The 23,515-nt window shown below is 69.9% G+C and carries 33 protein-coding genes; 23 read left to right on the top strand and 10 right to left on the bottom strand.

The features are described 5' to 3' along the window. From FB470_RS02670 to FB470_RS02645, 6 genes are read right to left on the bottom strand one after another with little or no spacing between them, the layout of a single operon-like run. Positions 1-414 (bottom strand): hypothetical protein, encoded by a 414-nt coding sequence (locus tag FB470_RS02670; protein ID WP_306988439.1) that lies wholly within the window; start codon positions 412-414, stop codon positions 1-3. Beyond that, positions 411-713, bottom strand: a complete 303-nt coding sequence (locus FB470_RS02665; protein ID WP_306988437.1) for a hypothetical protein — start codon at positions 711-713, stop codon at positions 411-413. Before FB470_RS02665 ends, FB470_RS02670 begins: the two co-directional genes overlap by 4 nt. A gap of 35 nt (positions 714-748) precedes the next feature. Further along, positions 749-1,705 (bottom strand): DNA cytosine methyltransferase, encoded by a 957-nt coding sequence (locus tag FB470_RS02660; protein WP_306988435.1) that lies wholly within the window; start codon positions 1,703-1,705, stop codon positions 749-751. Next, positions 1,689-2,006, bottom strand: coding sequence for a hypothetical protein (locus tag FB470_RS02655; RefSeq protein WP_306988433.1), 318 nt, complete (start codon positions 2,004-2,006; stop codon positions 1,689-1,691). Before FB470_RS02655 ends, FB470_RS02660 begins: the two co-directional genes overlap by 17 nt. Positions 2,007-2,020: 14 nt before the next feature. Next, on the bottom strand, positions 2,021-2,197 hold the full coding sequence (locus FB470_RS02650; protein WP_306988432.1) for a hypothetical protein: 177 nt from the start codon (positions 2,195-2,197) through the stop codon (positions 2,021-2,023). Between the two features lie 26 nt (positions 2,198-2,223). Continuing rightward, on the bottom strand, positions 2,224-2,457 hold the full coding sequence (locus FB470_RS02645; RefSeq protein ID WP_306988431.1) for a hypothetical protein: 234 nt from the start codon (positions 2,455-2,457) through the stop codon (positions 2,224-2,226). Between the two features lie 126 nt (positions 2,458-2,583). Between FB470_RS02645 and FB470_RS02640 the strand changes: the two genes are divergently transcribed. The 3 genes from FB470_RS02640 (at position 2,584) to FB470_RS02630 (ending at position 5,423) form a co-directional block, all read left to right on the top strand. After that, positions 2,584-3,789 carry a hypothetical protein gene (locus tag FB470_RS02640; protein WP_306988429.1) on the top strand — a complete coding sequence of 402 codons (1,206 nt, stop codon included), beginning with the start codon at positions 2,584-2,586 and terminating at the stop codon, positions 3,787-3,789. Positions 3,790-3,890: 101 nt separating this feature from the next. Further along, positions 3,891-4,760, top strand: a complete 870-nt coding sequence (locus FB470_RS02635; RefSeq protein ID WP_306988427.1) for a hypothetical protein — start codon at positions 3,891-3,893, stop codon at positions 4,758-4,760. Between the two features lie 63 nt (positions 4,761-4,823). Continuing rightward, a complete protein-coding gene (locus FB470_RS02630; RefSeq protein WP_306988426.1) occupies positions 4,824-5,423 on the top strand; it encodes a hypothetical protein in 600 nt (199 codons plus the stop codon). Between the two features lie 438 nt (positions 5,424-5,861). Here the strand turns inward: FB470_RS02630 and FB470_RS02625 are convergent, their stop codons facing one another. After that, positions 5,862-6,203 (bottom strand): hypothetical protein, encoded by a 342-nt coding sequence (locus FB470_RS02625; protein ID WP_306988425.1) that lies wholly within the window; start codon positions 6,201-6,203, stop codon positions 5,862-5,864. Positions 6,204-6,324: 121 nt separating this feature from the next. Next, positions 6,325-7,665 (bottom strand): DUF2637 domain-containing protein, encoded by a 1,341-nt coding sequence (locus FB470_RS02620; protein WP_306988423.1) that lies wholly within the window; start codon positions 7,663-7,665, stop codon positions 6,325-6,327. A gap of 187 nt (positions 7,666-7,852) precedes the next feature. On the opposite strand from FB470_RS02620, the gene FB470_RS02615 reads away from it, so the two are divergent. The 11 genes from FB470_RS02615 to FB470_RS02565 all read left to right on the top strand — a co-directional run bounded on the left by FB470_RS02615 (position 7,853) and on the right by FB470_RS02565 (position 14,856). Then, positions 7,853-8,122, top strand: a complete 270-nt coding sequence (locus tag FB470_RS02615) for a hypothetical protein (protein WP_306988422.1) — start codon at positions 7,853-7,855, stop codon at positions 8,120-8,122. Beyond that, positions 8,119-10,686: a hypothetical protein gene (locus FB470_RS02610; protein WP_306988421.1), complete on the top strand. Its 2,568-nt coding sequence runs from the start codon at positions 8,119-8,121 to the stop codon at positions 10,684-10,686. The genes FB470_RS02615 and FB470_RS02610 overlap by 4 nt, the downstream gene beginning before the upstream one ends. A gap of 272 nt (positions 10,687-10,958) precedes the next feature. Further along, positions 10,959-11,216 (top strand): WhiB family transcriptional regulator, encoded by a 258-nt coding sequence (locus tag FB470_RS02605; protein WP_306988420.1) that lies wholly within the window; start codon positions 10,959-10,961, stop codon positions 11,214-11,216. Positions 11,217-11,321: 105 nt separating this feature from the next. Then, entirely contained in the window at positions 11,322-11,582 is a 261-nt protein-coding gene (locus FB470_RS02600; RefSeq protein ID WP_306999026.1) for a WhiB family transcriptional regulator, read from the top strand. A gap of 15 nt (positions 11,583-11,597) precedes the next feature. After that, entirely contained in the window at positions 11,598-11,876 is a 279-nt protein-coding gene (locus FB470_RS02595; protein ID WP_306988418.1) for a hypothetical protein, read from the top strand. Beyond that, positions 11,873-12,739 (top strand): hypothetical protein, encoded by an 867-nt coding sequence (locus tag FB470_RS02590; protein WP_306988416.1) that lies wholly within the window; start codon positions 11,873-11,875, stop codon positions 12,737-12,739. The genes FB470_RS02595 and FB470_RS02590 overlap by 4 nt, the downstream gene beginning before the upstream one ends. 43 nt (positions 12,740-12,782) lie before the next feature. Beyond that, positions 12,783-13,118: a hypothetical protein gene (locus tag FB470_RS02585; RefSeq protein WP_306988415.1), complete on the top strand. Its 336-nt coding sequence runs from the start codon at positions 12,783-12,785 to the stop codon at positions 13,116-13,118. Positions 13,119-13,192: 74 nt separating this feature from the next. Next, positions 13,193-13,597 carry a hypothetical protein gene (locus FB470_RS02580; protein WP_306988414.1) on the top strand — a complete coding sequence of 135 codons (405 nt, stop codon included), beginning with the start codon at positions 13,193-13,195 and terminating at the stop codon, positions 13,595-13,597. Then, a complete protein-coding gene (locus tag FB470_RS02575; RefSeq protein WP_306988412.1) occupies positions 13,594-13,962 on the top strand; it encodes a hypothetical protein in 369 nt (122 codons plus the stop codon). The genes FB470_RS02580 and FB470_RS02575 overlap by 4 nt, the downstream gene beginning before the upstream one ends. 50 nt (positions 13,963-14,012) lie before the next feature. After that, the gene (locus tag FB470_RS02570) at positions 14,013-14,471 is read left to right on the top strand and encodes a hypothetical protein (protein ID WP_306988410.1); all 459 of its coding nucleotides are present in this window, start codon (positions 14,013-14,015) and stop codon (positions 14,469-14,471) included. Between the two features lie 136 nt (positions 14,472-14,607). Next, entirely contained in the window at positions 14,608-14,856 is a 249-nt protein-coding gene (locus tag FB470_RS02565) for a hypothetical protein (protein ID WP_306988409.1), read from the top strand. 115 nt (positions 14,857-14,971) lie between these two features. On the opposite strand, the gene FB470_RS02560 is transcribed toward FB470_RS02565, so the two are convergent. Next, positions 14,972-15,583, bottom strand: a complete 612-nt coding sequence (locus FB470_RS02560; protein ID WP_306988407.1) for a TetR/AcrR family transcriptional regulator — start codon at positions 15,581-15,583, stop codon at positions 14,972-14,974. Between the two features lie 80 nt (positions 15,584-15,663). Here FB470_RS02560 and FB470_RS02555 point away from each other — a divergent pair, with 80 nt between their 5' ends. After that, entirely contained in the window at positions 15,664-16,515 is an 852-nt protein-coding gene (locus FB470_RS02555; protein ID WP_306988405.1) for an SDR family NAD(P)-dependent oxidoreductase, read from the top strand. 158 nt (positions 16,516-16,673) lie between these two features. Here the strand turns inward: FB470_RS02555 and mihF are convergent, their stop codons facing one another. Continuing rightward, positions 16,674-17,027: an integration host factor, actinobacterial type gene (gene mihF / locus FB470_RS02550; protein ID WP_306988403.1), complete on the bottom strand. Its 354-nt coding sequence runs from the start codon at positions 17,025-17,027 to the stop codon at positions 16,674-16,676. A gap of 326 nt (positions 17,028-17,353) precedes the next feature. Between mihF and FB470_RS02545 the strand changes: the two genes are divergently transcribed. From FB470_RS02545 to FB470_RS02510, 8 genes are read left to right on the top strand one after another with little or no spacing between them, the layout of a single operon-like run. Next, entirely contained in the window at positions 17,354-17,968 is a 615-nt protein-coding gene (locus tag FB470_RS02545; RefSeq protein WP_306988402.1) for a ParB/RepB/Spo0J family partition protein, read from the top strand. Next, on the top strand, positions 17,965-18,870 hold the full coding sequence (locus FB470_RS02540) for a hypothetical protein (protein WP_306988401.1): 906 nt from the start codon (positions 17,965-17,967) through the stop codon (positions 18,868-18,870). The genes FB470_RS02545 and FB470_RS02540 overlap by 4 nt, the downstream gene beginning before the upstream one ends. Then, positions 18,867-19,538 carry a 7-cyano-7-deazaguanine synthase QueC gene (gene queC / locus FB470_RS02535; RefSeq protein ID WP_306988400.1) on the top strand — a complete coding sequence of 224 codons (672 nt, stop codon included), beginning with the start codon at positions 18,867-18,869 and terminating at the stop codon, positions 19,536-19,538. Before FB470_RS02540 ends, queC begins: the two co-directional genes overlap by 4 nt. Then, a complete protein-coding gene (locus FB470_RS02530; RefSeq protein WP_306988398.1) occupies positions 19,535-19,975 on the top strand; it encodes a 6-pyruvoyl trahydropterin synthase family protein in 441 nt (146 codons plus the stop codon). Before queC ends, FB470_RS02530 begins: the two co-directional genes overlap by 4 nt. Continuing rightward, the gene (locus FB470_RS02525; RefSeq protein WP_306988396.1) at positions 19,972-20,721 is read left to right on the top strand and encodes a 7-carboxy-7-deazaguanine synthase QueE; all 750 of its coding nucleotides are present in this window, start codon (positions 19,972-19,974) and stop codon (positions 20,719-20,721) included. The genes FB470_RS02530 and FB470_RS02525 overlap by 4 nt, the downstream gene beginning before the upstream one ends. After that, on the top strand, positions 20,718-21,305 hold the full coding sequence (folE, locus tag FB470_RS02520) for a GTP cyclohydrolase I (protein ID WP_306988394.1): 588 nt from the start codon (positions 20,718-20,720) through the stop codon (positions 21,303-21,305). Before FB470_RS02525 ends, folE begins: the two co-directional genes overlap by 4 nt. 28 nt (positions 21,306-21,333) lie before the next feature. Continuing rightward, positions 21,334-21,906 (top strand): hypothetical protein, encoded by a 573-nt coding sequence (locus tag FB470_RS02515; RefSeq protein WP_306988393.1) that lies wholly within the window; start codon positions 21,334-21,336, stop codon positions 21,904-21,906. Further along, a complete protein-coding gene (locus FB470_RS02510) occupies positions 21,903-23,492 on the top strand; it encodes a terminase large subunit domain-containing protein (protein WP_306988391.1) in 1,590 nt (529 codons plus the stop codon). Before FB470_RS02515 ends, FB470_RS02510 begins: the two co-directional genes overlap by 4 nt. Positions 23,493-23,515 lie beyond the last annotated feature (23 nt).

The following is a 23,515-nucleotide window of genomic DNA, read 5'->3' as shown; positions in this document are numbered from 1 at the left end:
TCACACCTGCCACATCGTGATGGGGAACGCGTCCGGGTGCTCCGGGTTCGACCAGTCGAGCCACCACTCGCCGCCGCCGCCGAGCAGTGCGCACTGGTGGCAGCTGTGACCCATCCGGATTTCATCGTCGTGGTCAGGTGACTCACACGCGGTGATCAACCGCCCGTGCCGCCACCGCAGGATCTCCGCGGCTTCCTTGTAGGACACGTCCCGGTCGTCCGCGACGTTTCGCATGCTCAGCTCGATCCGGCAGTAGCGGTTGAAAGCCGCGAGCACACGCTTCGGCTCGTGGTGGCCGAGAGCCACCAAGTCGCCGTCGTCGCCGACGAAGCACACCCACACGCCGTAGTGCTCCTGCATGGACTTGCGCATCTCCTCGACGGTGCTCGCGAGGTTCGGGAACGTCCGGTTCACCGGCGGCCGTCCTTCCGGGCCGCCCACTGGCCGCCGCACGCAACCCACTCGACGTCCTCGTCGATCGTGGCGACGTCGCTGTAGTTGTCCTCGTCGCCCGCCGGGGCCTGGACGACGTGGACGCGGTCCGCGCCGGCGAGCGGCTTGATCCGCCACACCCCGTCCTGGTCGTACTCGACGCGCAGCAGCACGCCGTTGGACACGGCCACGAGCCTGTGCGTGGCAAGGGCGTCGAACTCCTCGCGCACGTCTCCCTCGACCTCGATCAGGTCGTCGCTTGCGCCGTAGATCTTGAGCACGGGGGCACTTCCCTTCGTTGGTGGTGGTTTGGCCGTCACGCGGCCAGGTCGTACGGGTCAAGCGCGGCGGCGGCGCGTTCGCCGAACCACCGGGCGATACCGACCGGGACGGCGTTCCCGATCAGCTTCTTCACGTCCTTGCTGTTGCCGAGGAACTGGTACGTGTCGGGGAAACCCTGGGCACGTGCGCATTCCCGGTTGGACAGCATCCGGTGGTGCGGGACGCCGTCGACGATCGTGGCGATCGCGTGGTGATTGCCCCCGGCGGTGATGGTGGCGAGCTGGTGCCGGTCCGCGCGCAGGGGTTTCGCGTTGCGCCGGTACGTGACCAGGTGCGTCACGCCCTCGGTGTCGATCTGCTCGATCTGGTCCGACACGTACAGGCGGCGGGTGACCGGGCGGCCCAGGTCGGGGTCGAGGATGTCCGCGGCCGTCACCGGCGCGATGTCCGGCAGAGTGAGGTCCAGCTTGATACCGCGGGTGGCGACGATGAACAGCCGCGGCCGGTTCTGCGCGTGCCCGAAGTCCGCGGCGTCCAGCACGAGCGTTTCCACCGTGTAGCCCAGCGCGCGGAGCCCATCCAGCCACCACCGGTACAGCGACCAGGCCAGGAACTCGGTGACGTTCTCGACCACGATCACGGGGTAGCGGTGCACCTCGGCCGCCGCGATCACGGCGAACGCGGTCGCCCGGTCGATCGCTCCCGGGTCGGCGCGCTTCAACTCGACCTCGGCCGGGGGGCGTTTGCGGCCACCGGAGCGGGCGTGCCACACGCACGACGGTGATGCCCACAGCACCTCGGTCCAGGGGAAGGTGCGCCAGTCCACCTCGAGCAGATTCTCGGTGCGGTGCTCCGTCTCCGGGTGGTTGAGCTTGTGTGTTGCGATCGCGATCGGCAGGTGGTTCGCGGCGACCGCCACATGCAGGCCGGCCTGGCGCAACCCCTCGGATGCACCGCCGCCACCACCGAACAGGTCAGTCGCGCTGATCACTGCGCGCCTCCGGGCAGTCGGTGCACTCCACGCAGTGGGTGCAGGGCGGGTTGACGTGGCAGGTGCAGACGTGCAGCTCGTCCTCGGTGGCGGCGTCTCGTGCTTCGTCGCGTTCCTCGATCGCGCGGCGGCCGCCTTCGGTCTCGCACGTGCCCTGGCCGGGCGGGTACCAGCCCTGGAAGCGGTCGTAGTCCCGCTGCTGCGGGGTGAGCCGCCGCCAGATGGCGAGGCGTTCGTCGGTCCAGTAGCCGTTGCGGGAAGCGCGCGTAGCGTTCGGCGTGGGGGTTGCGGTGGTGGTCATGGTGTGCGGAGTCCCTAGACGATCCGGTTGAACACGGAGGTGATGAACGTGATGACCGCTTCCGCGGCCTGGCGGAGCCAGCTCACGGCGTCGCCCACGAGGTCGGCGGAGCGCTGGGGGTGGCTGATCACGTAGAGGACCAGGCCGATCAGCAGCGCGATCCAGGCGAGCCGTTTCCAGTCGATGTGCATGCCGGTGTCCTGTTGCGGTTGCGGGGTTACAGCTGTGCGGTGTCGGGGAGGGTGGTTCCGAACGCGGTCGCGATGTCGCGGATGGCGGACGGCCAGTCGATGTCGTGGCCGACGGCCCAGCGCATCTCGGCGGTGATCTCTTCCAGCTCTGGTGCGGGGTTTGCGGTGCTGGTGAGTGCCCTGGTGACCTCGTCGATGAGGGCGGCGGCGACGCCGAGGCTGATGGGGTAGGTGCTCGTGAGCTGTTCAGCGAGGTCCACGGTGATACCCCCGGGTGCGGTGTGTGGTTGCGGGATCGACCGTAACAGCTGTCGCAACAGTTGCGCAAGTTAGACAACTTGTGTTAGTTTCGTGGGGTACGGAGAGACCGACCCCAGGGGGCACCGATGACCGCCACGCTCGACACCACCACCGAGACCCAGGCCCACACCTGGCACCTCACCGCCGACGAGCTGGAGGCCACCCGCAACAAGATCGCCAAGATCAACACCCGCGCCGCAAAGCGCGGCTTCACCGGCCGCATCGAGGTCCACGCCACCCGCCGCGAAACCACTCGCGAGGTCGGCGGGCTCCAGGTCACCGAGATCGTCTACGACACCCGCATCACCGGCGACGCCCCGCGCTACAACGGCTGGACCTTCCTCGCCACCCTGGACTGGGACCCCAACGCCGGACTGATCGTGCGCACCGCCCCCGGCATCGACACCGTCAATCGCGACGGCCTGCACGAAGGCTGGTGCGGCCACTGCCGCACCCACCGCCACCGCAAGGCCACCTACCTGCTCCGCAACGAAGCCGGCGAGCAGATCCAGGTCGGCTCCACCTGCATCAAGGACTTCCTCGGCTGGACCGCAACCCCGGTGTTCGTCTATGCCGACGACCTGCGCGACGAGATCGACGGGCTCCTGGGCGACGGTGGGTACTGCCCGCGCGAGTTCACCACCGACACCGTGTTTGCCGCCGCGTGGGCTGCGATCAAGCGGTACGGCTACGTCCGCGCCAACGACTGGAACGGGGTCCCCACCAAGGTTGTGGTCGGGGACTTGCTCGACCCGCGCAACAAGAACGCCCGCCAGCTGGCCGCGGAGATGGCGGCCGAGATCGCCGAGGCCGCCGGGATGGGTGCCAAGATCCGCGAGTTCATCCTGTCCGACGACTTCCCCGGGGACAGCGAGTACGTGCGCAACCTCAAGGCGATCGCCGCCGCCGACGCCGTGTCCCCCTGGAACCTGGGGCTGGCGGTGTCGGCGCCGCAGGCGTGGGCACGCCACAACGAGCAGACCCTGATCCGGCAGCGGGAGCGCGCCGAGGTCCGGGACGAGTTCTACGGCACGGTCGGGCAGCGGGACGTCGAGGTGCGGGTGCAGGTGCGCAACGTGTCCTGGAGCCAGAACGCCTATGGCACGAGCACCGTGTACACCCTGGTGTCCGACGACGGCTACCTGTTCAAGTGGTTCGCCTCCAAGGACGCGCTCGGCGACGAGCCCGGCGACACCTGGTTCACCCTCCGCAAGTGCTGGATCAAGGCGCACAAGGAGTGGAACGGCCAGAAGGAGACCCAGCTGACCCGCTGCAAGGCGATCGAGGAGTAGCGGTCCGGGGCGGGGGTGTGCTGGACCGCACCTCCGCCCAGTTGTGAAAGTTGCGCAACTTGTGTAAGGTTAAGCGCAACAGGGAGACGAGAGGAACCGCGATGACCAGCCTCGCCACCAAGACCCCCGCCGAGATCGACACCGAGATCGCCCGCGTCACGGCCGCCATCTACGCCCACCACGCCAAGGCCGAGCAGACGCAGCGCGAGAAGGCACGCGCCATCGAGCACATGAACGCCGGCGCCCAGTTCGTCACCCCGGACACCCTCGCCCGCCAGCGGGAGAACATCGCCGAGTTGCAGCACCGGATTGACCGCGCCTACGACGATGCCGCGCAACTCAGCGCCCGTGACCTCAGGCCCCTCCTCGACGAGTTCGACCGCCGCGGCGGCTGGACCCGCTACTACCTGGTGGACAACACCAACGGCCACCTCCACACCACCCAGCGGTGCCGCAACACCTACGCCAGCACCCAGTGGTACTGGGTCACCGAGCTGTCCGGCGCCACCGCGGCCGAGGCCGTCGACGCCGCCGGGTCGCTGTCCTGCCTCACCTGCTTCCCCGACCAGCGCGCCATCATCGAGTCCGGCCGCCCCTCCCGCATCCAAAGCCCCAACCAACGCAAGACCCGCGAGGAGCGCGAAGCCGCGGCCGCCGCCAAGGCCGCGAAAGCCGCCGCAGCAGCCGCCAAGGCCATCAGCAACCCCGACGGCACCCCGCTGGTCATCCCCGACTACGTCGGCACCCGCACCCTCAAGACCGAGACCGCCGCCCACCGCGCCGCACTCCAGGCCGCCGGAGATCTGCTCTTGTACCCGAACTCGAGCTACGCCGACGCCATGCGCGAAACGATCCGCCTGTGCGCCGCCGCGCTCGCCCACAAGCGCGGCACCACCCCCGAGACCGAGCAGGACGCGATCCTCGCCAAGGCCCAGGCCAAGTACGACCGCGAGACCGCCGCCGCGAAGTGACCCGCCCGGCCGCCCCGCCACCACGCGAGGCGGCACCACCCCCACCGAGAACAGGAGTACGCCATGGACACCGCCGCCCTCACCGCCTACGGGAACACCGCCGAGCACCGCAACAAGCCGTTCACCGAGTACACCCCAGCCGACTGGGACGCCTACAACCTGTGGGCCGCCCGGGAACTGGCCCGTAGGGCCAACGACCACGAGGCCCGCGGAACCGTGCACCACCCCACAGGCACCCGGAAGTGGCGAGAGGCCGCGGCCTGGCACGAGAGCCAGGTCGGGAAGAACACCGGGCCCGCGCCCGCTGGGATTGCCGCGGTGCCGCGCCGGATCGGCGACGACTGCCTGCTCACCTACTTCGTGCAGCAGGAGGCGTGGTTCGCCGACGCCGCCTACGCGGGCGAGGTACCGGCCATCAACATCTCCGCAAGCGCGGACACCGGCCGCGACGGCGTGAAATGGGACTTCACCGTCCAGGAACACCACCTCGCCGGGAGGCCCGCGCTGCAGGTGTCGCTGTTCGACGACGCGTTCGCCGCGTTCACCGACGTGCCCGAGTTGTTCGCCGCGCTCGCGGCCGAGCAGCCCCGCACTCTCGACCAGCTGCGCAACCTGCTCGACCGGCTCGGCGCCGTCGACGTCACCCGACGCACCCGCGACTGAAACTGCACGCCGAGGCCCCGACACCTCGCGGTGTCGGGGCCTTCCCATATCCATGCGGTGGAACCAGTGGAACCCCGAGGTTCCACACACGACACGACATGGGGTACGCGATCATGACCTGCGGAAACGATCACCCACCCCCCTCCGGCGCGGAGCGGTTCCACACCGTTCCACATGCCGGCCTGGCGGCGCATCGCAGCAGCTCACCGGTAGCACGGGCATCCGCGGTGCGGGTTCCACACCTGTTCCACACCGACCAGGGCGGACCTTGGCCAGTGGAACCAGCCGCCGCACCGACGTTCCACACCCGTTCCACCCGCGGAGTTTTCGCAGGTCAGAGGTAGCACAAGGGGTTCCACTGGCCAAGGGACGACGAAGGGCCCGTCACCGATCTCGTCGATGACGGGCCCTTGCTGCAACCGGCAGTCCGCGACGCCGCTACCGCTGCGCTTCGCGGTGCAGGGCCAGGGCGAGCTGCACGAAGTGGCCGGTGACGTTCGCGCCGTTGGGCAGCCGGATCGGGCCGAAGAACTCGGCCAGCGCCTCCCGGGTTACCGGAAGCGTGCGGACCTCGGGCGGCAGCACGTGCACGGTGGCCTCGCCGCGTGCGACGAGGTCCTTGTTCGGGAAGTCGCCGTTCTCGTCGACGTGGAACACGCCGCCGCCTGACGCGACGATGCCCTGGTTCCGCATCGCGACGAGGACGCGGTCGCCAGGTCGGGGGGATCGGTCCTCGTCGGTCGCCGGCACGGGCGCGGCGGAGGTGCGGGTTGGGGCCAAGCGGTTCTCCTTCGGTGGTGGTCCGGAACCAGTTCCGTGGCCGGTTCCGTGGCGGACCGGGGGCGGTTCGTCCCCGGTTCCTCGGCGGTTCCCGACCGGTTCCGGTGGTTCCCGCCCCAGGTCACGCGTGGTTCCGGTTCTTCGCCCACTTCGCCAGCGCCTTGCCGACGTTCCGCGCCGAGCACCCGAGCTCCCGGGCGAGTTCCTGCCGGTTCACGTCGTCCGGGTCGTGCCCCTCGGACGCGATCCGGTCGAAGTACCGGTGCAGCGCCGCGGTGGCGCCGCCGGTCACGCCGAGGTTCCGCTCCTCCCGGTTGAGTCCCGGCAGCGGTCGCGGCTCGGGTTCCTGTTCCGGGGCCGCGCTGGTGGCGGGGCCGCTGGTGGACGCCGGGGCAGGTTCCTCGACGTGCAGGCCGGACGCGGGATGCCGGCGCTTGGCGTCGTCCTGGTGCAGTGACGGGTCCGGGTGGTTCGCGGGGTCCAGCTCCGGCCAGTGCGCCGCGATGATGGAGTCGACGTCGCGGAACTGGTCCCAGTTCACCGGGACCTCCACCGTGGAACCGTCCTTGGACCGGTCGAGCACCGCGACGGAACCCGAGCCGGAACCGCCCTCGGAACTGGGCGTGGAACCGGTGCCGGAACCGTCGGAACCGTCCGCGGAACCACGTGCGGAACCGTCCTTGCGGAACCAGTCCAGCAGGTCCCGCGGAACCGGAACCGGAACCGTGGGCGCCCCGTGCACCCGGAGGTACCCCATGCGCCACGCGGACTCCAGCGGCACCTGCGCCCCGAACGTGCGCCGGAGACGCTGCATCTCCCGGTAGACCTTGCGGTCGAACACACGCCGCTTGAACCACAGCCGGATCTCGTCCGCGGTCATCCCGGTGGCGATGTGCCGCGTGCGGTGCATGTAGAGCTCCCACGACGCGACGCCCATCAGGGACGCGATCGCGAACACAACGCCGACGATCGGGTTGATGCCGCAGCCGTGGGCGAAGTTGATCGCTGCGGCGATGCCGGCGAACAGGAACGTGGTGAGCCGGTAGGCACGCACGGGCGTGTCGCGGCCGAGGCTGTCGGCGTAGAGGAACGCGCCGAGCCAGCACAGCCCCTCGATGAGCACGGGGGAGGCGAGCGCGATGAGGCTTTCGGGGTTGAGCCCGAGCTGGCCGCTGGCGAGGACGTGGACGAACCAGAGCGCCTGGGCGGGGATCGCGACGGCGACCGAGACGGTGACGGCGGAGACCGTGGCGATCAGGGCGCGGTGCTCGACGAGCCAGTCGCGGCGGCGGATGCGGCGGGCTCGCCGCTCGGCGGCGGTGTCGCGCTGCTTGGTCTTGCGGTCGCGTTCCTGGGCGGCCTTGCGTTCGGCGTCGGCGGCGTGCTTGGCGCGGGTGACCTCGATCGAGCCGAGGCGCCAGCGGTGCCACCAGCTGTACGTGGCGGGCGGGATGTCGTTCACGGTGTTCCCTCGGGGGCGGTGTGGCCGGTGGTGTGTTGCACAACAGTCTAGCGGTTGCGGTACTGTTGGGACTATCGGTACCGCAACCGTTCGCAACAGGAGGACCGCGATGAGCGACAACCCGACCACCCGCCACGAAACCCGCAGCTAGACCGGCCACAGCGGTACACCTGGCACTATCAGCGCCATGCCGACGACGATCTACCTCAAACAGTGGGCCCGACAGCACGGCATTGCGCCGACCACGGCCTACCGCTGGTTCCAGCAGGACAAGCTGCCCGAAGGCGTCCACGCCCGGCGGCTGCCATCCGGGTCGATCGTCGTCGACGTCGCCGAGCCTGACCCGCTGGACCACCTCGACCCCCACGCCCTCGTCGCGCTGTTGCGCAACGCCGGGTACGTGATCCTCACCCGCGACCAAGCCCACCGACTCGGCATTCCCCCGGAGGACCCGTGACCACGACCGAGAAGGCGGAGACCACGCCCCCCGTGGTCGACGCGACCCTCGACCCCATCCCAACTGACTGGGACCCCGACAAGCGGTGGTTCCACCCGTTGCTCGCCGCGCTCGCCCTCTACGCGCTCGCGTTCCTGCCCCACTGGATGCACCTCCCCGGCTGGGTCATGGCCCCCACCGGGCTCGCGTTCACCGCGGCCGCGGTCATCACCGCCCGCGTGTGGGTGGACGAGGACACCTTCGGCGCCAAGCACGAGACCCACGCGAAACGCCTCACCATCGCCGCCGGCCTCGCGGCCACCGGGTGGCTGGTGTTCGCCGACGGTGACCCCACCAACCCCACCGCCCTCGGGCTGCTCGTGCTGTGGACCGTCACCTTCGGTATCGCCTACGCCCTCTGGCGCTCCAAGGAACCCCAGCGCCAAGCCGAGCGCGCCGAGCAGAAGGAAGAGATCGCCGAACGCCGCGCCGAGCACGAACGCCACCTCCGCGCCTCCACCTATCAGCAGCTCTGGGGACCGTGGCTGGCCAAGTGCGAAAGGCTCGGCGGCGTCGTGGTCGACGACTTCACCGACACCAAAGCCGGGTACACCCTCACCCTCGCGGACGACCCCACCGACGGGCAGGTGGCCACGTTCACCGCCCTGACCGATGCGATCCCCACGCTGGCGGTGCTCGCCTCGAAGCACTACGCCAAGCAAGGCATCGAGCTGGGCGTCAACGACATCCGCGCCGAGGAAACCAGCATGGCTCACGTGTGGCTGCTGCACGTCTCCACGAAGCAGCCGCTCAAGAAGGATGTGCCCCACCCCGGAATCCGGCCGGTCACCACGATCAAGGAGCCGGTCAACCCCGGCATCTATGAGGACGGCGAGCCCATTGAGATCTCGATGCTCGGTGAGCACACCGTCGTGGTCGGCGGTACCGGGTCGGGCAAGTCGATCCTGGCGCACAACTTCATCGCCGAGTTCGTGCGCCGCCACGACCTCGAGCTGTGGTGCTGCGGCGTGAAGAAGATGATGCCGCTGGTCGGGCCGTGGCTGCACCCGTGGCTTACCGGGCTCACCGACCGTCCGGTGATCCAGCGCATCGGTGGCGAAAACATCGACGAAGTCCTTCTGATGCTCGCGGACTTCTACATGGCCGCGAGCCTGCAGAACAAGCGGCTCGGGTTCGTCGACAAGCGCAAACCCACCCCCGAAGACCCAGCCCTCGTGCTGATCATCGACGAGGCCACCTCCCTGGCGAAGATCACCGAACCGAAGATCGAGACGTTCGACGGCCGGGTGTGGACCGCGTCCGCACTACTCGACGAGATCTGCTCCATGGCCCGCTCCGCGGGCTACGGCGTGTTCTTCCTGACCCAGTTCGGATTGGTCGACGCCCTCGGTCCCCACGGCACCAACACTCTGCGCAACATCAACGTGCGCATCGCCGGCCGCACCAACAGCTACCACGACGGTTCCGCGACGCTGAACGGCATCAAGTCGGTGGACACCACCAAGCTGCGGAACAACACCTTCATGGTCCAGCCCAACCGGGAGCAGGCGCGCGTCATCCCGTCCAAGGCGTACTCGCTGGTGCGCGACGGGGAACTGGACCTGGGAGCGATCAGCGCGATGGCCGTGGCCTACACGCCGCACCGGCCGACCCTGCCTGCGTGGCTGGTGGGGGAGATGGGCGAGTCCTACACCGAGCGGTGGAACCCGGAGCGGCAGAAGGACTTGGCCGACTTCCTGGAAAGCCAGGGCCTGCCGTACCCGCGGATTTCCCCCGAGGTGACGGGCGCGGTACACCTCAACCCGCGACCAGCGGAAACGCCAAGCGAGTTGATTGTTTCCCCTGATCACGGGACACTAGACCCCGAGGGGGTATGGGCCACGCCCAACAACGGCATGGACACACCCCAGGAGGAGACGATGACCAGGAGCCTGGACTTCAACAGCGAGGCGGCCGCGATGGAGGCTGCCCTGGAGCGGATGGCGGCCGAGCGGAAGCGCCGGTCGGCGATCCGCTCCGGGGTGATCAGCGCGATCAAGGCCAGCAACGCGCCCGCGTTCTGCGCTGCCTGGAAGCTCGCCCTGGCCGCGCACCTGGTGGCCCGGGACGCGCCGCGGGCCGACATCGACGCCGCCGGGGACGAGCTGGTCGCGTACTTCACCGCCGAGCCGTACGAGCTGGTGCCGGAGCGGCGCGGCGACGAGCTGGGTTGGCAGCGTGACGTGCTTGAGTCCCGCATCCGGCAGGTCATGCGGGAGGAGGCCGGCGACAGTGTCCCGGCTCCGCGTGAGACGGACCGCGCCGACATCGCGGTGATGGCGCCGGTGATCGCCGCGATCGACGAGCTGGGCGACGACGAGTGGAAGCTGGTCGGGGAGCTGGGCCGGGAGGCCGGGGCGGTGACTGCGGAGGACGCGGCCCAGGCCCGGTTGGAGGCGGGCCGGTTCGGCACGTCGCTGCGGCAGGCGCCGTGGAACCTGCCGGACACCGCGTTCAAGCGCACGGCGAGCGGGAACGCGGTGAACGTCGGCGCGCTGCGCCGTGCGGCAGGGGTGACCGTGTAGCCCCACTGCTGGAGCCCCTGGGCGGGGGCCGTCCCGCGACGGGACGGCCCCCGCCCTTTTTCGTGTACGCGTGTTGCGCTCCGGTGGCGGGGTGTTGCGGTTAGGGTGGCCGGGAACTGGGGGTGGCCCCCGCGTCTGGGACCTGGAGATCGAGCAGGTCACTGGCACGGGGGCCTTGTGCTTTCCGGGTCTGATTTAGGGTGGCGTCACCGCAACACTGCGGGGTATAGTCACAAACACACCGCAACCGCCTCGAAAGGAGGGACCCCACCATGTCCGCCGACTGGAAGACCCGAGCCGTCTGCCGGGCCGAGGACCCCGAGACGTTCTTCCCGGTCGGCGAGCCCGGCACCCCCGGCTACGACCGGCAGGCCGCCCGCGCCAAGGCCGTGTGCCACCACTGCCCCGTCCAGGCCGAGTGCCTGGCCTACGGCATGAGCGACGACAACGGCATCTACGGCGGCACCACCCCGGCCGAGCGCCGGAGCGCCCGCCGCCAGGCCGCGAGCCGCAACCTCACACCCGTGTAGCCACCCGCCGCGCCGGTTCCCGATACCGGCGCGGCGGACCCATTTCCGGACCACGACACCGGGGAGGAGGCCACCACCGTGACCCGCACAACCGCCAGCGAGAACCTGACCCTGGCCGATCTCGTCGCACCCTTCGACGCAGACGAACAGCCCGCATGGCAGGACCGCGCCCTCTGCAAGGAGACCGACCCCGAGGCGTTCTTCCCGGACAAGGGTGGCTCCACCCGGGAGGCCAAACGCATCTGCCACAGCTGCGAAGTCAGGGGCGAATGCCTGCAATACGCGCTCGACAACGACGAGCGGTTCGGCATCTGGGGCGGCCTGTCCGAACGCGAACGCCGCAAGCTCAAGAAACGCCAACACTGACCACAGGAGACACCCTTGAAGAAACGCACCCTCGCGCTGGCCGCCGCGCTCGCCGCGGTCGTGGCCACCACCACCGCGTGCGACTTCACCGACAAGATCACCGAGCCGTTCAACGACGCGCCGCGCAGCCAGTTCACCGACAGCAGCCCGGCCGACATCATCACCATGCCCGACGGGTTCTCCAACCTCGCCACCAAGTGCGTGCGCGGCAACCGCTACACCGTCGCCTACCACGGCGACGCCTCGTATGGGTCGATCAGCGTGGTCCCAAACGACCCCACCTGCACGCGATGACCGCCCAGGACGAGCTGCTCGCTACCGAACCGGACTGGATCGCGCGGCTGCCGCGCGAGTCGCTGGAGCACAAGCTACGCGGCGCGCTCGCCGAGCTGGCCGAGATCGAACACCGCCTCGGGCTAGCGCTCGGCTACCCCGTTGGCGGCCCCGACTACCCGGGCGGCGAGGGTGAGCCGGTCACCGGTGACCACACCGCCCTGACCCTGGCGATGGAAGCCGAACAGCGCCTCCGCGCCACCTCGGCGCCGGATCGCGGGTGCGGCCAGTGCTACGAGTGCCTGGCCCCGAGCTGGGGTGAGTTCGAGACACACATGGTGGTGTGCCCGGACTGCGGCAACAAACGCTGCCCGCACGCCACCTCCCACACCCGGGACTGCACCGGCAGCAACGAACCCGGCCAGCCCGGAAGCCAGTACCACCCGGACTACCGCGCGCCCTGGGAGACCAACGAGGTCCCAGCAACCGCGGCGGCACCGGCGCCGGGCCACCGGGTGCGCGTGACGTACCCGAGCGGGCGCGTCGAGCACAGCAAGGTGTGGCCGGACGGCAAGTACAGCGGTTGGGGCGCCGTGTCTGTCGGCAGCGCCACTGTGGAGGTCTTGCGCGGCCACATCGCCACCTTGCACGGCCTGGCCGGCGGGAAGCTCACCGAAGACACCACCGTCACCGTCACTGGCCCCGGCCTGGAGGCGTCCGCTCCCGTGCCGCTCCGCGCCGGCGGACGGTCGTCGACGTCGGTGTTCGCGGCGCACCGCATCGCCGAAGCGTTGACCAGCCTGGGGTTCGAGCTGTCTGAGGACGAGCGTACCGGCCCAGTGATGCAGGTCGTGCCCATCGAACGGGCACGGCCAGCTGGGTGAGCTGCCCAGCGCACCTGCGACAACGAGAAGGGGGAAACACCTGATGGAGAACGAAAACACCGAAGCCGTCGACACCAGCGACGCCGAGCCACTGGACAGCATGACCGCGGCCCGCCTGTACCTCGACAAGGCAGCGGAGCTGCACGACCAGCTGGCGAACCACACGGGCAACCAGCCGGCGCTGCTGGATGCCGCAGCCCGGATCGGGCAGGGCTACGCCCAACTCGCCGTGGCTGAGCGAATCGATCGACCCGCCGTGTTCATCGTCAACACCCCGGACCTCGATCCCGAGACCGCGGCCGGAATCGTCAAGCAGCTCCAGGCCGAGCTGTCCAAGACCGCGCCCGGCCTGTCCGGCGGCGGCACCAAATTCCTGTGACTACCCGCGCAGCTCCGCCAGTCCGCGCGGTGCCGCGCCCTCTCTGGTACCGAACCCCTGCGACGGGAGAACAAGTGACCAACCCTCAGCAGCCCACCCACCCCGAGGACACGACGGCGGAGTCCCCGTTGGTGCAGCACGCGATCCGCGAGCTGGACCTGATCGGCGAGGAAGACCCGATGCGCGGCCACCTCCTCGACCTGATCCGCGTGTTCGCGGGCGGTGGGCACTCCGGATTCAGTGCCGAGCACACCGTGGAGGTGTTCAGCACGCTCGCGCGTTTCCAGCCGCTGTCGCCGCTCACCACCGACCCGGCCGAGTGGTTCGAGCACGACGAGGCCGTGGCCGGGCAGCCCGGCCTGTACCAGTCCCGCCGCAACCCGGCCGCGTTCAGCACCGACGGCGGCAAGACCTACACCCTGACCGACGACCCGACCCGCACCCTGCGCTTCTCCGTCGACAAGGCGGTGGCCCAGTGACGGTGGAACTGGCCCTCGGTATCGCCCACGCCGCCGACCGCGCCGCAGACCGGCTCCCTGACGGGACCGAGCCGAACGCGGTCGCGCGGGGCGGGGCCATCGCCGCTGTGCGCGCGCTGCGGCAGCGCGCGGTGGAGATGGGCGACGCCGAGTGGGTGTACCTGCTCTCCGACGCCGCCGACACTCTCGAGCGCAACACCCACCCACGCGCGCCGCGGGCGGGGGACAGGGTCGTCGACGGCGGCGAGCCCGGCGTCCTGGTGCTCTGCCGCGAGTGCAGCGGGTCCGGGCTGCTGCACCAGCTCGACCACCTGCCCGCGCCGGTGGAGCCCCTGGCCGACGCGCAACCGGGAGGACCGGTCTGATGGCCCCGGAGTGGTGGTCTTGGCTTCTCACGGCGGTCGGGGTCACGGGGATGTGGCTCGCCGGCCGGAAGTCGTCGTCGGGCTGGGCGATCGGGCTCGCCGCGCAGGCGCTGTGGATCGGGTACGCGATCGCCACCCGCCAGTGGGGGTTCATCGCCTCGGCGGGGGTCTACGGGGCGGTGTACGGCCGGAACCTCGTCCGTTGGCGGCGGGAGGGCGTGGCGCAGCCGGTGCAGGGAGAGACGATCCAGCTGACGGCCTACCTGCCGACCGGGCGGATCGACCTCGAAGGCCCCTTGGAGAAGGTGCTCGCGGCGCGGTCCGCGTTCGAGGCGGCGGCGATCCAGAAGCCACGCTGTGGCACCTGCCGCCACCCGCAAATCCTGCACGTGCGGACGCGGGACAGCCAGTTGGAGTGCGGCGTGGACGGGTGCGAGTGCGTGCCGGATGTGACCAGTCCGGAGTGGGCTGTTCCTTCGCTGGTGATCGACGCGTCGGGGGAAGAGTGACCGAACCAGACCGCCGGGAGCCGCGGCCGCCGCGGCTCCCGGCGGTGTGGACCTACCCGAAGGCGGGCACCTACTCGTGCACCGGGTGCGGGGTCTACATCGCCGGGCTGCGCTGTCCGAGGTGTGAGGGGGTGCGATGCCTGGTGAACCCGGAGTGAGCTTCCTGTGGGTTGGTCTCGCCGCAGCGGCGGGGATGCTCGTGCTCGTGCTCGTCGCCGCGCTGATGGCGTTGTGGGTGCGGGCGGCCCGGGTGAACCAGCCCCGGCCCATCGTGCTGTATCGGCCGAGCCAGGCGCAACGGCGGTGGGCGGCGACGAAGGCGTGGGAACAGGGCGACCCCGACGCCACCATGATCATCCCCAACGACGAGAACCCCGCCCGTTAGGACGGATCCACCATGTTCAACGACGCGGTCGAGTGCTTTGGCGGCTCATCCCAATCGAGGGTGTAGCGATGGCATCTGTAGGGAGTTGATTCTTCCGCCCCGCACGCGGCGTGAGTTAGCTGTCGGTCATCGCGGGAGTGGAGATGATGGTTGCCGCGAATGGGTGGACGGCGCTCATGGTGATGGTGAGCAGCGCTCCGAGGTCTCGGCTGTCGCCTGGTTCGAGCCACTGTTCCTGTGCCGTGTGGAGGCACGTGATCGCTGCGGCAGCAAGAGCGCGCGCACGAAGCGAGCCCTCATCGGCGGGGAGGCGCTGTGCGAGCACGGCGGTGATTTCGGCCAGCCAAGCAGTGTTCTTGCCCTGCTGGAGGCACGGGCGTTCGAGCATGAGCTTGGCCAGGGCTTCAGCGTTGGGCTGGGCGCTAGCCTGCTCGACGAGAGGGTCGAAGGCAAACCGGAGTGCATCCCATGGTGCCTCTTCCTTGGGGCGTTCGGTGAGTGCCTGAGCGATCGTCTGGCCGATGGAAGCGAGTGCCTCCGCGAGGGCCTCGTCCTTGTTTGCGAAGTAACGGAAGTAGCTGCGCCGAGAGATCCCGGCAGCGCGGGCGATCTCCTCAATCGTGGTTGCCTCGAAACCCTGGCTGAGGAACAAGCTCATCGCAGCGTCGACGATCTCCGCGCGCACCGCACGCCGCGTCCTCTGTCGAAGCGTCAGGTCAGCACCCATGACGTCAGGCTAGCATCCTGAGACACCACTGGCACTGTAGTGTCAGTCTCGACGCATAGATGTCACAGAGAGGCGAGAATATGGCTGGACGAGTAGTTGTCATCACCGGCGGATCTGATGGGATCGGTGCCGAGGCAGCGCGACAGGTCGCACAGGCACAGCCCGCAAGCCGGTTGGTGATCGTGGGTCGGTCGGTCGAGAAGACGGCGGCCACCGCCCGCGAGGTCGGAGCCGCTGCACACTTCGTCGCGGACTACACCCGACTTGACGATGTGCGACGTCTGGCATCGCAGATCCGGGAGTCGTTCGACCGCGTCGACGCCCTCGCGAACAACGCCGGCGCCATTTTCGGCGAACGCACCGTGACCGTCGACGGCAACGAGAAGACGTTCCAGGTCAACCTGCTCGCGCCGTTTCTCCTCACACACCTACTCCTGGACCGGTTGCAGGCCGGGGACGGTGTTGTAATCAACACCTCGAGCGCCTCAGCCCGGCTCATCGGCCGGGTCGAGGTCGATGATCTGAACCACGAGAAGAGCTACACGCCGATGCGGGCCTACGGCGATGCGAAGCTAGCGAACATCCTGTTCGCCCAGGGCCTTCACGCCCGCTACCACGATGCCGGAATCAACGCCGTCGCGTTCGATCCAGGCAACGTACGGACCGCCTTCGGCGCAGAGAACAACAACATCATGACCCGGCTGATGTACCGGACCCCCTTGTCACGAGTCGCGTTGATCTCACCCGAGAAGGGCGGATCGAACCTCGCCCACTTCCTCACCGGCACCCCTGGGATCGACTGGGAACCCGGCCGCTTCTACTCCCAGCAGAAGCCCGCCAAACCGCGGCAGACCAACAAGCAAGTCCACGACGAAGCGCTCATCGACCGCTTCTGGCAGACAACTGCCCCGCTCGTCGGCATCCAGCCCTGAGCCCTACCAGCCGCGAGCCCCGAAAGCGACGCCAACATCCTGCGGTGGGTTAAGCTCCGTCGGTCCCGGGATAGACGGCGAGGTCTTCCGAGGATGGAGGCGTCGACGTGCTCGACGCTACCCGTTCTGCGGGTTTCGCCTGCCCTGATTGGGACCTCTTAGGCATCGCGCCGTCCCATCCGGGTGTCCATCTCTCGGATGAGGGCGGCGCGCTGTCGTTTCCCGAGCCCGCGCACGCGGCGGGCCTTCGCGATGCCGAGGGCGTCCAGCACCGCCTGGGCGCGCTCGGTGCGCCGATGCCCGGGCCATGCCCGTACCAGGTCGATCGGTCGTGTCCTGGCCGCCACACCGTCCGGGTCGCGGTCGGCCAGCGTGAACCAGTCCGCGAGCGTGATCTCCCCGGTGTGCAGTGCGCGACGCAGCCGGGCCCGTTCACGCCGGCACGCCAACGCGGCCTCGATAGCCCTACGGCGTTGCTCCGGGCTGCGTTGCGGGACAGGCGTGGACGGCATCGAGCTACCCCCTCAGAACGGACTCCTCACCGGCGCGACCGCAACACTAACGCCAGGTGTTGCGGTCCGGAGCGATCACGGGGTTAGGATGTCGCCACGAGGGGGGAGACGGGGTCCCGACAGTCGCGTGTGACGCACCGTTTCGGCTGCTTGTCCCGGCTTTCCGGGTCCCCACTGTCGGGGGTGTCCTGCGGATCGAGGGGGGTCGCAGGACGCCCCCGCCGCCTCTTTCCCGCGGGTACCCGCGCCGCGCGTCATCGAAACAGTTGCGCAACAGCTGTGGCAGAATCGCGACCAGCAAGACCGGGGGTATCTGGGGGGATCCGTTGGACTACTTGGGCACGTTCGAGCTGCCGATCGACACACTCAGCCCGTTCCCGGGCAACCCGCGACAGGGCAACCTCGCGGTCATCCGCGAGTCGCTGCGGGAGAACAAGCAGTACCGGTCGATCGTGGTCCGCGCCGACGACCCGGACAACCCGCGCGCCGGCGGCACTGTGCTGGCCGGGAACCACACCTACCTGGCGGCCCGCGAGGAGGGGTGGCTGACGATCCGGTGCGACGTGATCACCTGCGATGACGAACGCGCCCGCCGCATCGTGCTTGCGGACAACCGCACCGCGGAGGTGGGCAGCGGGTACGACGATCGGCTGCTGGCCGAACTGTTGGCCGAGCTGCCGGACCTGGCTGGCACCGGCTACGACGAGTCCGACCTCGAGCAACTGTCCAAGCAGCTCGGCGAGCCCGCGGATCTGGACTCGCTGGCGGAGGAGTACGGGTCCAGCGACGACGACGGGGCGGACCCGGAGCTGTGGCCGGTGCTGCGGCTGTCGATCCCGCCGATGCTGATGGCGGCGTGGAAGGCGCACGTCGACACGCACACTGGGGACGAGGTGGCGGCGTTCGCCGCCGCGCTCGGCATCGACCGGGCCGAGCTGTGACCGCGGTTCACGTCCTCGGGTCGTACTTCTACCTGCGCAAGCTCGACCTCACCGCGGAGCTGAAGAAGCGACCCGGGGTCGACTTCTTCGCCGACAGCGGCGCGTTCAGCGCTTTCACCACAGGCGGATCGGTGGACATCGACGAGTACGGCGACTGGCTCACCCAGCACGCCGCGGTGATCAACTGCGCGGCCACGCTCGACGTTATCGGCGACCCGGTGGCGACGGCCCGCAACACCGAGCGGCTGCTGGCCCGCACTGGCGGCCGGGTCACGATCATGCCCGCGTTCCACGTCGGGAGCCCGTGGCCTGAGCTGCACCGGCTGTGCGCGGAGCACCCGTATGTGGCGCTCGGCGGCGCCGTGCACCTCGCGAAACGGGAGATGGCGATGATGCGGTGGCTGATCAAGGCCCACCAGATCGCCCGCGACTACAACACCCGGCTGCACGGGTTCGGGCTGACCCGGCCGCCGTACCCGCACATCCTGCCGTGGTACTCGGTGGACTCGTCCTACTGGAACTCGGCTTCCCGCACCGGCACCTTGACACTGTGGAACGGCAGGCATTTCCAGACCTTCCGCGTCGGTGACCGACGCGCGGCCCAGCACGCCAACCTCATCCGCGCCTACGGCGGCAACCCGACGCACGTGTCCACACCCGGGTTCGCGCTCGTGCGCGAGGTCGGCCCGCGCGGCAGCAGGGACCGCGAATGGCTGAACCGCGCCACGATCGAGTCGTTCCGCCGGTACGAGGCGCACGTCCGCGGCTGGCGCGGCACCGTGCCGGCCCCGCGGTCGGGAAGCACCACCGGCGACGGCCTCAAGGTTTACCTCGCCGCCGGGAACCTCGCCGACATCACCCTCATCCGCGACACCGTTCTAGCGAAGGAGACCACCCGATGACCGAACGTCGCGACCTTGTCCTGCTCTCCGGCGGGCTGGACTCCGCCACCGCGCTCGGGTTGCGGCACGCCGAAGGCACCGCCCGGGTGGCGCTGTCGGTGAACTACGGGCAGCGGCACGCCCGCGAGCTGCGCTCCGCCGCGGAGGTCGCTGCGCACTACGGTGTCGAGCACCGCGTCCTGGACCTGACCTCCTGGGGCACCCACCTGTCCGGGTCCGCGCTCACCGACACCGACGTGGCGGTACCGCACGGGCACTACGCGGCGCCGTCGATGGCCGCCACGGTCGTGCCGAACCGCAACGCCACCCTTCTCATGGCGGCCGCCGGTGTCGCGCTGTCCACCGGCTGCACCCACGTCGTGGCGGCGATGCACGCCGGGGACCACCCCATCTACCCGGACTGCCGGCCCGAGTTCGTCGACGCCGCACGCCGCACCATCGAGCTGGGCACCGACGGTGCCGTCACCCTCGACGCGCCGTTCGTGCACATCTCCAAGACCGCGATCGCCGCCCGCGCTGGGGACCTCGCCGTGCCGGTGGGCCTGACGTGGTCCTGCTACGAGGGCCGCGAGGTCCACTGCGGACAGTGCGGCACCTGCGTGGAGCGGCGCGAAGCGTTCGCCGACTCCGGGGTGGCGGACCCGACCGTGTACGAGGTGGCCGCGTGACGAACGTGTCCATCCGGGTCAGGTTCGAGGCCGGTCACCGGCTCCCGCAGCTGCCCGGGAAGTGCCACAACCTGCACGGCCACTCGTGGCAGGGGTGGATCACCGTCGCCGGGACGATGAACGACCAGGACGTGGTGGTCGACTTCGGGGAGCTGAAAGCCGCGCTGCAACGGTGGGTTGACCAGAACCTCGACCACGGCATGCTGCTCGGCGCCGAAGACGAGTGGGCGGCCCGGCTCGTCGATGGCGGGTTGAAGGTGTTCCGGTTCGGCGAGCACCGCCTGGCGCGCGACCTGTCGTGGCCCACGGTGGAGGCGGTCGCCGAGCTGCTGTCCCGGGTGGCGGCGGAGATCGTCGGCGGCTACACCACGCCGCTGCGGGTGGCGCGTGTCGTGGTGCAGGAGACCGAGAACAACCGCGCCGAGGTGGCCCCGTGACGGCCGGGCTGCACCTCGGGCGGCTGCTGGGGCAGCGGTCGATGCAACTGCCGTTCGCCGAGTGCTTCCGCACGATCCAGGGTGAAGGGCCGGCGACCGGGCGGCAGGCGGTGTTCGTGCGGCTCGGTCTGTGCAACCTCGCCTGTCGGTGGTGCGACAGCGCGTTCACGTGGGACGCGTCCCGGTTCGACCTTGCGGAGGAGATCCCGGACACCCAGGTCGCCGCGATCGTCGAGCAGGCCACGAGCTTTGGTGTGCCGCTGTTCGTGCTCACCGGCGGGGAACCGTTGATGCACCAGCGCAAACCCGCGATGGACGCCCTCTTGGCCGGGTTGACCGCGGCCGGTGAGGTGCACGTCGAGACCAACGGGACCATCCCGCCGTCCGGGTCGGTGGTCGAGCTGGTCGCGCACTTCACGGTGTCGCCGAAGCTGGCGAACAACGGCGCCGACACGGCCAAGCGCCGCATCCGCCCCAAGGCGCTCGCCCGGTTCGCGGAGATCGCCGCCACCGGCCGGGCGTGCTTCAAGTTCGTGGCCACGACCCGGGAGGACCTGGACGAGATCGCCGCCGTGGTGGACGAGCACCAGGTGCCGGCCGGGGCGGTGTGGGTGATGCCGGAAGGCGTCACACCCGAGCAGGTGCTCACCACCCACCGCGCCCTGGTCGACGGCGTCATCGCGCGCGGCTGGAACACCACCAGCCGTTTGCACACGCTGCTGTGGGGAGAGGAACGGGGCCGATGAACGCCACCGACGCCGCGGAGACCGCGCGGCTGCGGAAGATCGCCACCGAGGGCGTGCGCGCCATGATCGCGCTCACCGGGGACGACCCGGACCGGGCCGGGCTCGAGGACACGCCCCGGCGGGTGATCGACGCGCTGATCGACATGACCGATCGGCCGGGAGACCCGGCCGCGCTGCTGGCGCGGGTGTTCGGCGAGGGCACCGGCTCGGGGCAGATGATCACCGTGGGGCCGATCCCGTTCGACTCCGTGTGCGAGCACCACCTGTTGCCGTTCACCGGCCGCGCCTGGGTCGCCTACATCCCGGCCGGGCAGGACGTTGTTGGGCTCTCGAAGCTGCCGCGGCTGGTCGACCACTTCGCCCGCCGCTTACAGGTGCAGGAACGGCTGACCGAGCAGATCGCCGACGCGATCGCCACCCACCTGTCCCCGGTCGGGGTCGGGGTGAAGGTGACCTCCACGCACTCGTGCATGGCCGTGCGGGGGGTGCGGAAGCCGGGCGCGCAGATGACCACGACGGCGCTGCGGGGGGTGCTGCTCACCGAGCCCGCGGCGCGCGCGGAATTCCTCGACGCCGCCCGATAGGGCGGCACGCGAAACCACTGGGGGGTGGATGGTGGAGCGTCTCAACGGCCCGTACCAGGGCGATCCGTGGGACCGACAGCCCGGCGAGTCCGACCGGCAGTTCGCGCGGTTCAACGACTACCTGGAGATGGAGCCGGGGAAGCGGTCATTCGCCGCGGTGGCGGAGAAGTACGGGCTGGACCGCTCCACGGTGGCGGACGCGGCGGAGAAGTACCGGTGGCGGGAACGGGTCGCCCAGTGGGACGGGCACCGCACCCGCGAGCGGCGCGCCGCGATCATGCAGCAGGAGATCTCGCTGGCCGAACGCCAGATGATGCTCGCCACCGCCGCCACCGCGGTGCTGTCGCACAGCGTGCGGCAACACATCGACCGCAAGACCGTGCTCGACCCGAAGGACATGCCGGGGTGGGCGCGCATGGTCGAGGTGTTCCGGCGGATGGCGTTGGACAAGCCGGACCAGGTCATCGAGCTGACCGGCGCCGACCGCGGCCCGATCCAGGTGGAGGAGTTCAAGGACCTGTCGCCCGAGCAGGTGCGTGACCGGGCGGCGGAGATGGCGCGGTCGGTGCTGCGGGTGGTCGAGGGCGGCAAGGCGTCGTGACCGCGGTCGCCGACCTGCCGCCGTCGGCGCTGGCGGAACTGGCCGAGCAGCACCGGCGCGCGGCGCAGGCCGCGCTCGCCGAGCCGGCCGCGCTCGCCCAGTTCTGCTCGCCCGGCTACGACAGGAGACCGCACCTCGATCTGATCTCCCGCGAGGTCGCGCGGATTGGGAACGGCGACGGGGACCGCCTCCTGATCGCGGTGCCGCCGCAGACCGGGAAAACCACGCTCGCGGCGGTGTGGACGCCGTTCTGGTGGCTCGCCCGGCAGCCGTCCGAGCGGATCATCATCGGCTCGTACTCGAGCAACCTCGCCACCGCGCGAGGGAAGCAGGTGCGCAAGCTGGTCGCGACGCAGGGGTGGCGGTACAACATCGCCGTCGAGTGGGGCTCCGGGCAGGTCAACGACTGGCAGCTGACTGCTGGAGGTGGTTGCGCCAGCCGCGGCGTTGGTGCAGGAGTTACCGGACTTCCAGGCGACCTGCTAATAATCGACGACCCGCATAAGTCCCGAGCCGAGGCCGAGTCGAAGGCCTACCGGGACGCGGTGTGGGACTGGTACTCCGCCGACATGCTGTCCAGGCTCGCTCCGGGCGCACCGGTCATCCTGATCATGACCCTCTGGCACCCGGACGACCTCGCCCACCGCGTGCTCCAGCAAGACGGACGCGTCGAGGACGGCGGCACCTGGCGGGTCGTGAAGCTCCCGGCGTTCGCCGACGTCAACGACCAGCTCGGCCGGGCCCCTGGGGAGCCGTTGACGCACCCGAAGATCCCGAGCGACGACGTCGAGGCGCTGCGCGAGTTCTGGGAACGGCGGCGCCGTTCGATCACCGCCCGGGACTGGGTGTCGCTCTACATGTGCGACCCCAAGCCCATGACGGGCGCGCTCGTCACCGCGGACCAGCTGCGGGAGCGGTGGCACCTGCCGCCCCCGGCCGCGCCGCGTCGCAGCGCGGTGGCGATCGACCCGTCCGGCGGCGGCCGGGACCTGGCCGGCATCATCGGCGGTTTCCTCGGCACCGACGACCGGGTCTACATCACCCACGACGCCAGCATCACCGGCCCGTCCCGCGAGTGGGGCCGGGCGGCAGCGCTGCTCGCGGCGGACATCGACGCCGACGTGGTCCTCTACGAGCACAACTTCGGCGGCGACCAGGCCGAGGTGGTGATCAAGTCGTCGTGGGAGGCGTTGCAACGTGAGCGGCCCGACGACGAGCGATTCCAGCGGCTCGCGCCGAAGGTCAAGCCGGTCCGGGCCCGCAAGGGCAAGCAGTTGAGGGCCGAACCGATCGCGCAACAGTTCGTGGAGGACCGGTTGCGGCTCGGGGCGAAACTGCCCGAGCTGGAGTCCGAGTGGTACTCGTGGCGGCCCAGCGACACCGAATCGCCGGGCCGGATCGACGCCAGCGTGTACCTCGCCTACGAGCTGCTCCCGATTCGCAACGAGCCGGCGGAAGTGGTGGCGCACCCGGCGATGGGCGGGTCACAGCTGGTCAACCCGTACAGCGCGGTCAACCCGTACGGCACGCTGCCCGGCTTCGGTGGCGGTTTCGGTCCGCAACCCGGCGGGCGTCCGTTCGGATGAATTGCGCAACAGGAGCGGTACGA

Source organism: Amycolatopsis thermophila (genome assembly GCF_030814215.1).
GTDB lineage: Bacteria > Actinomycetota > Actinomycetes > Mycobacteriales > Pseudonocardiaceae > Amycolatopsis_E > Amycolatopsis_E thermophila.
The sequence above is the reverse complement of the archived record's forward strand: the minus strand, read 5'-3'. Positions and strand labels throughout refer to the sequence as shown.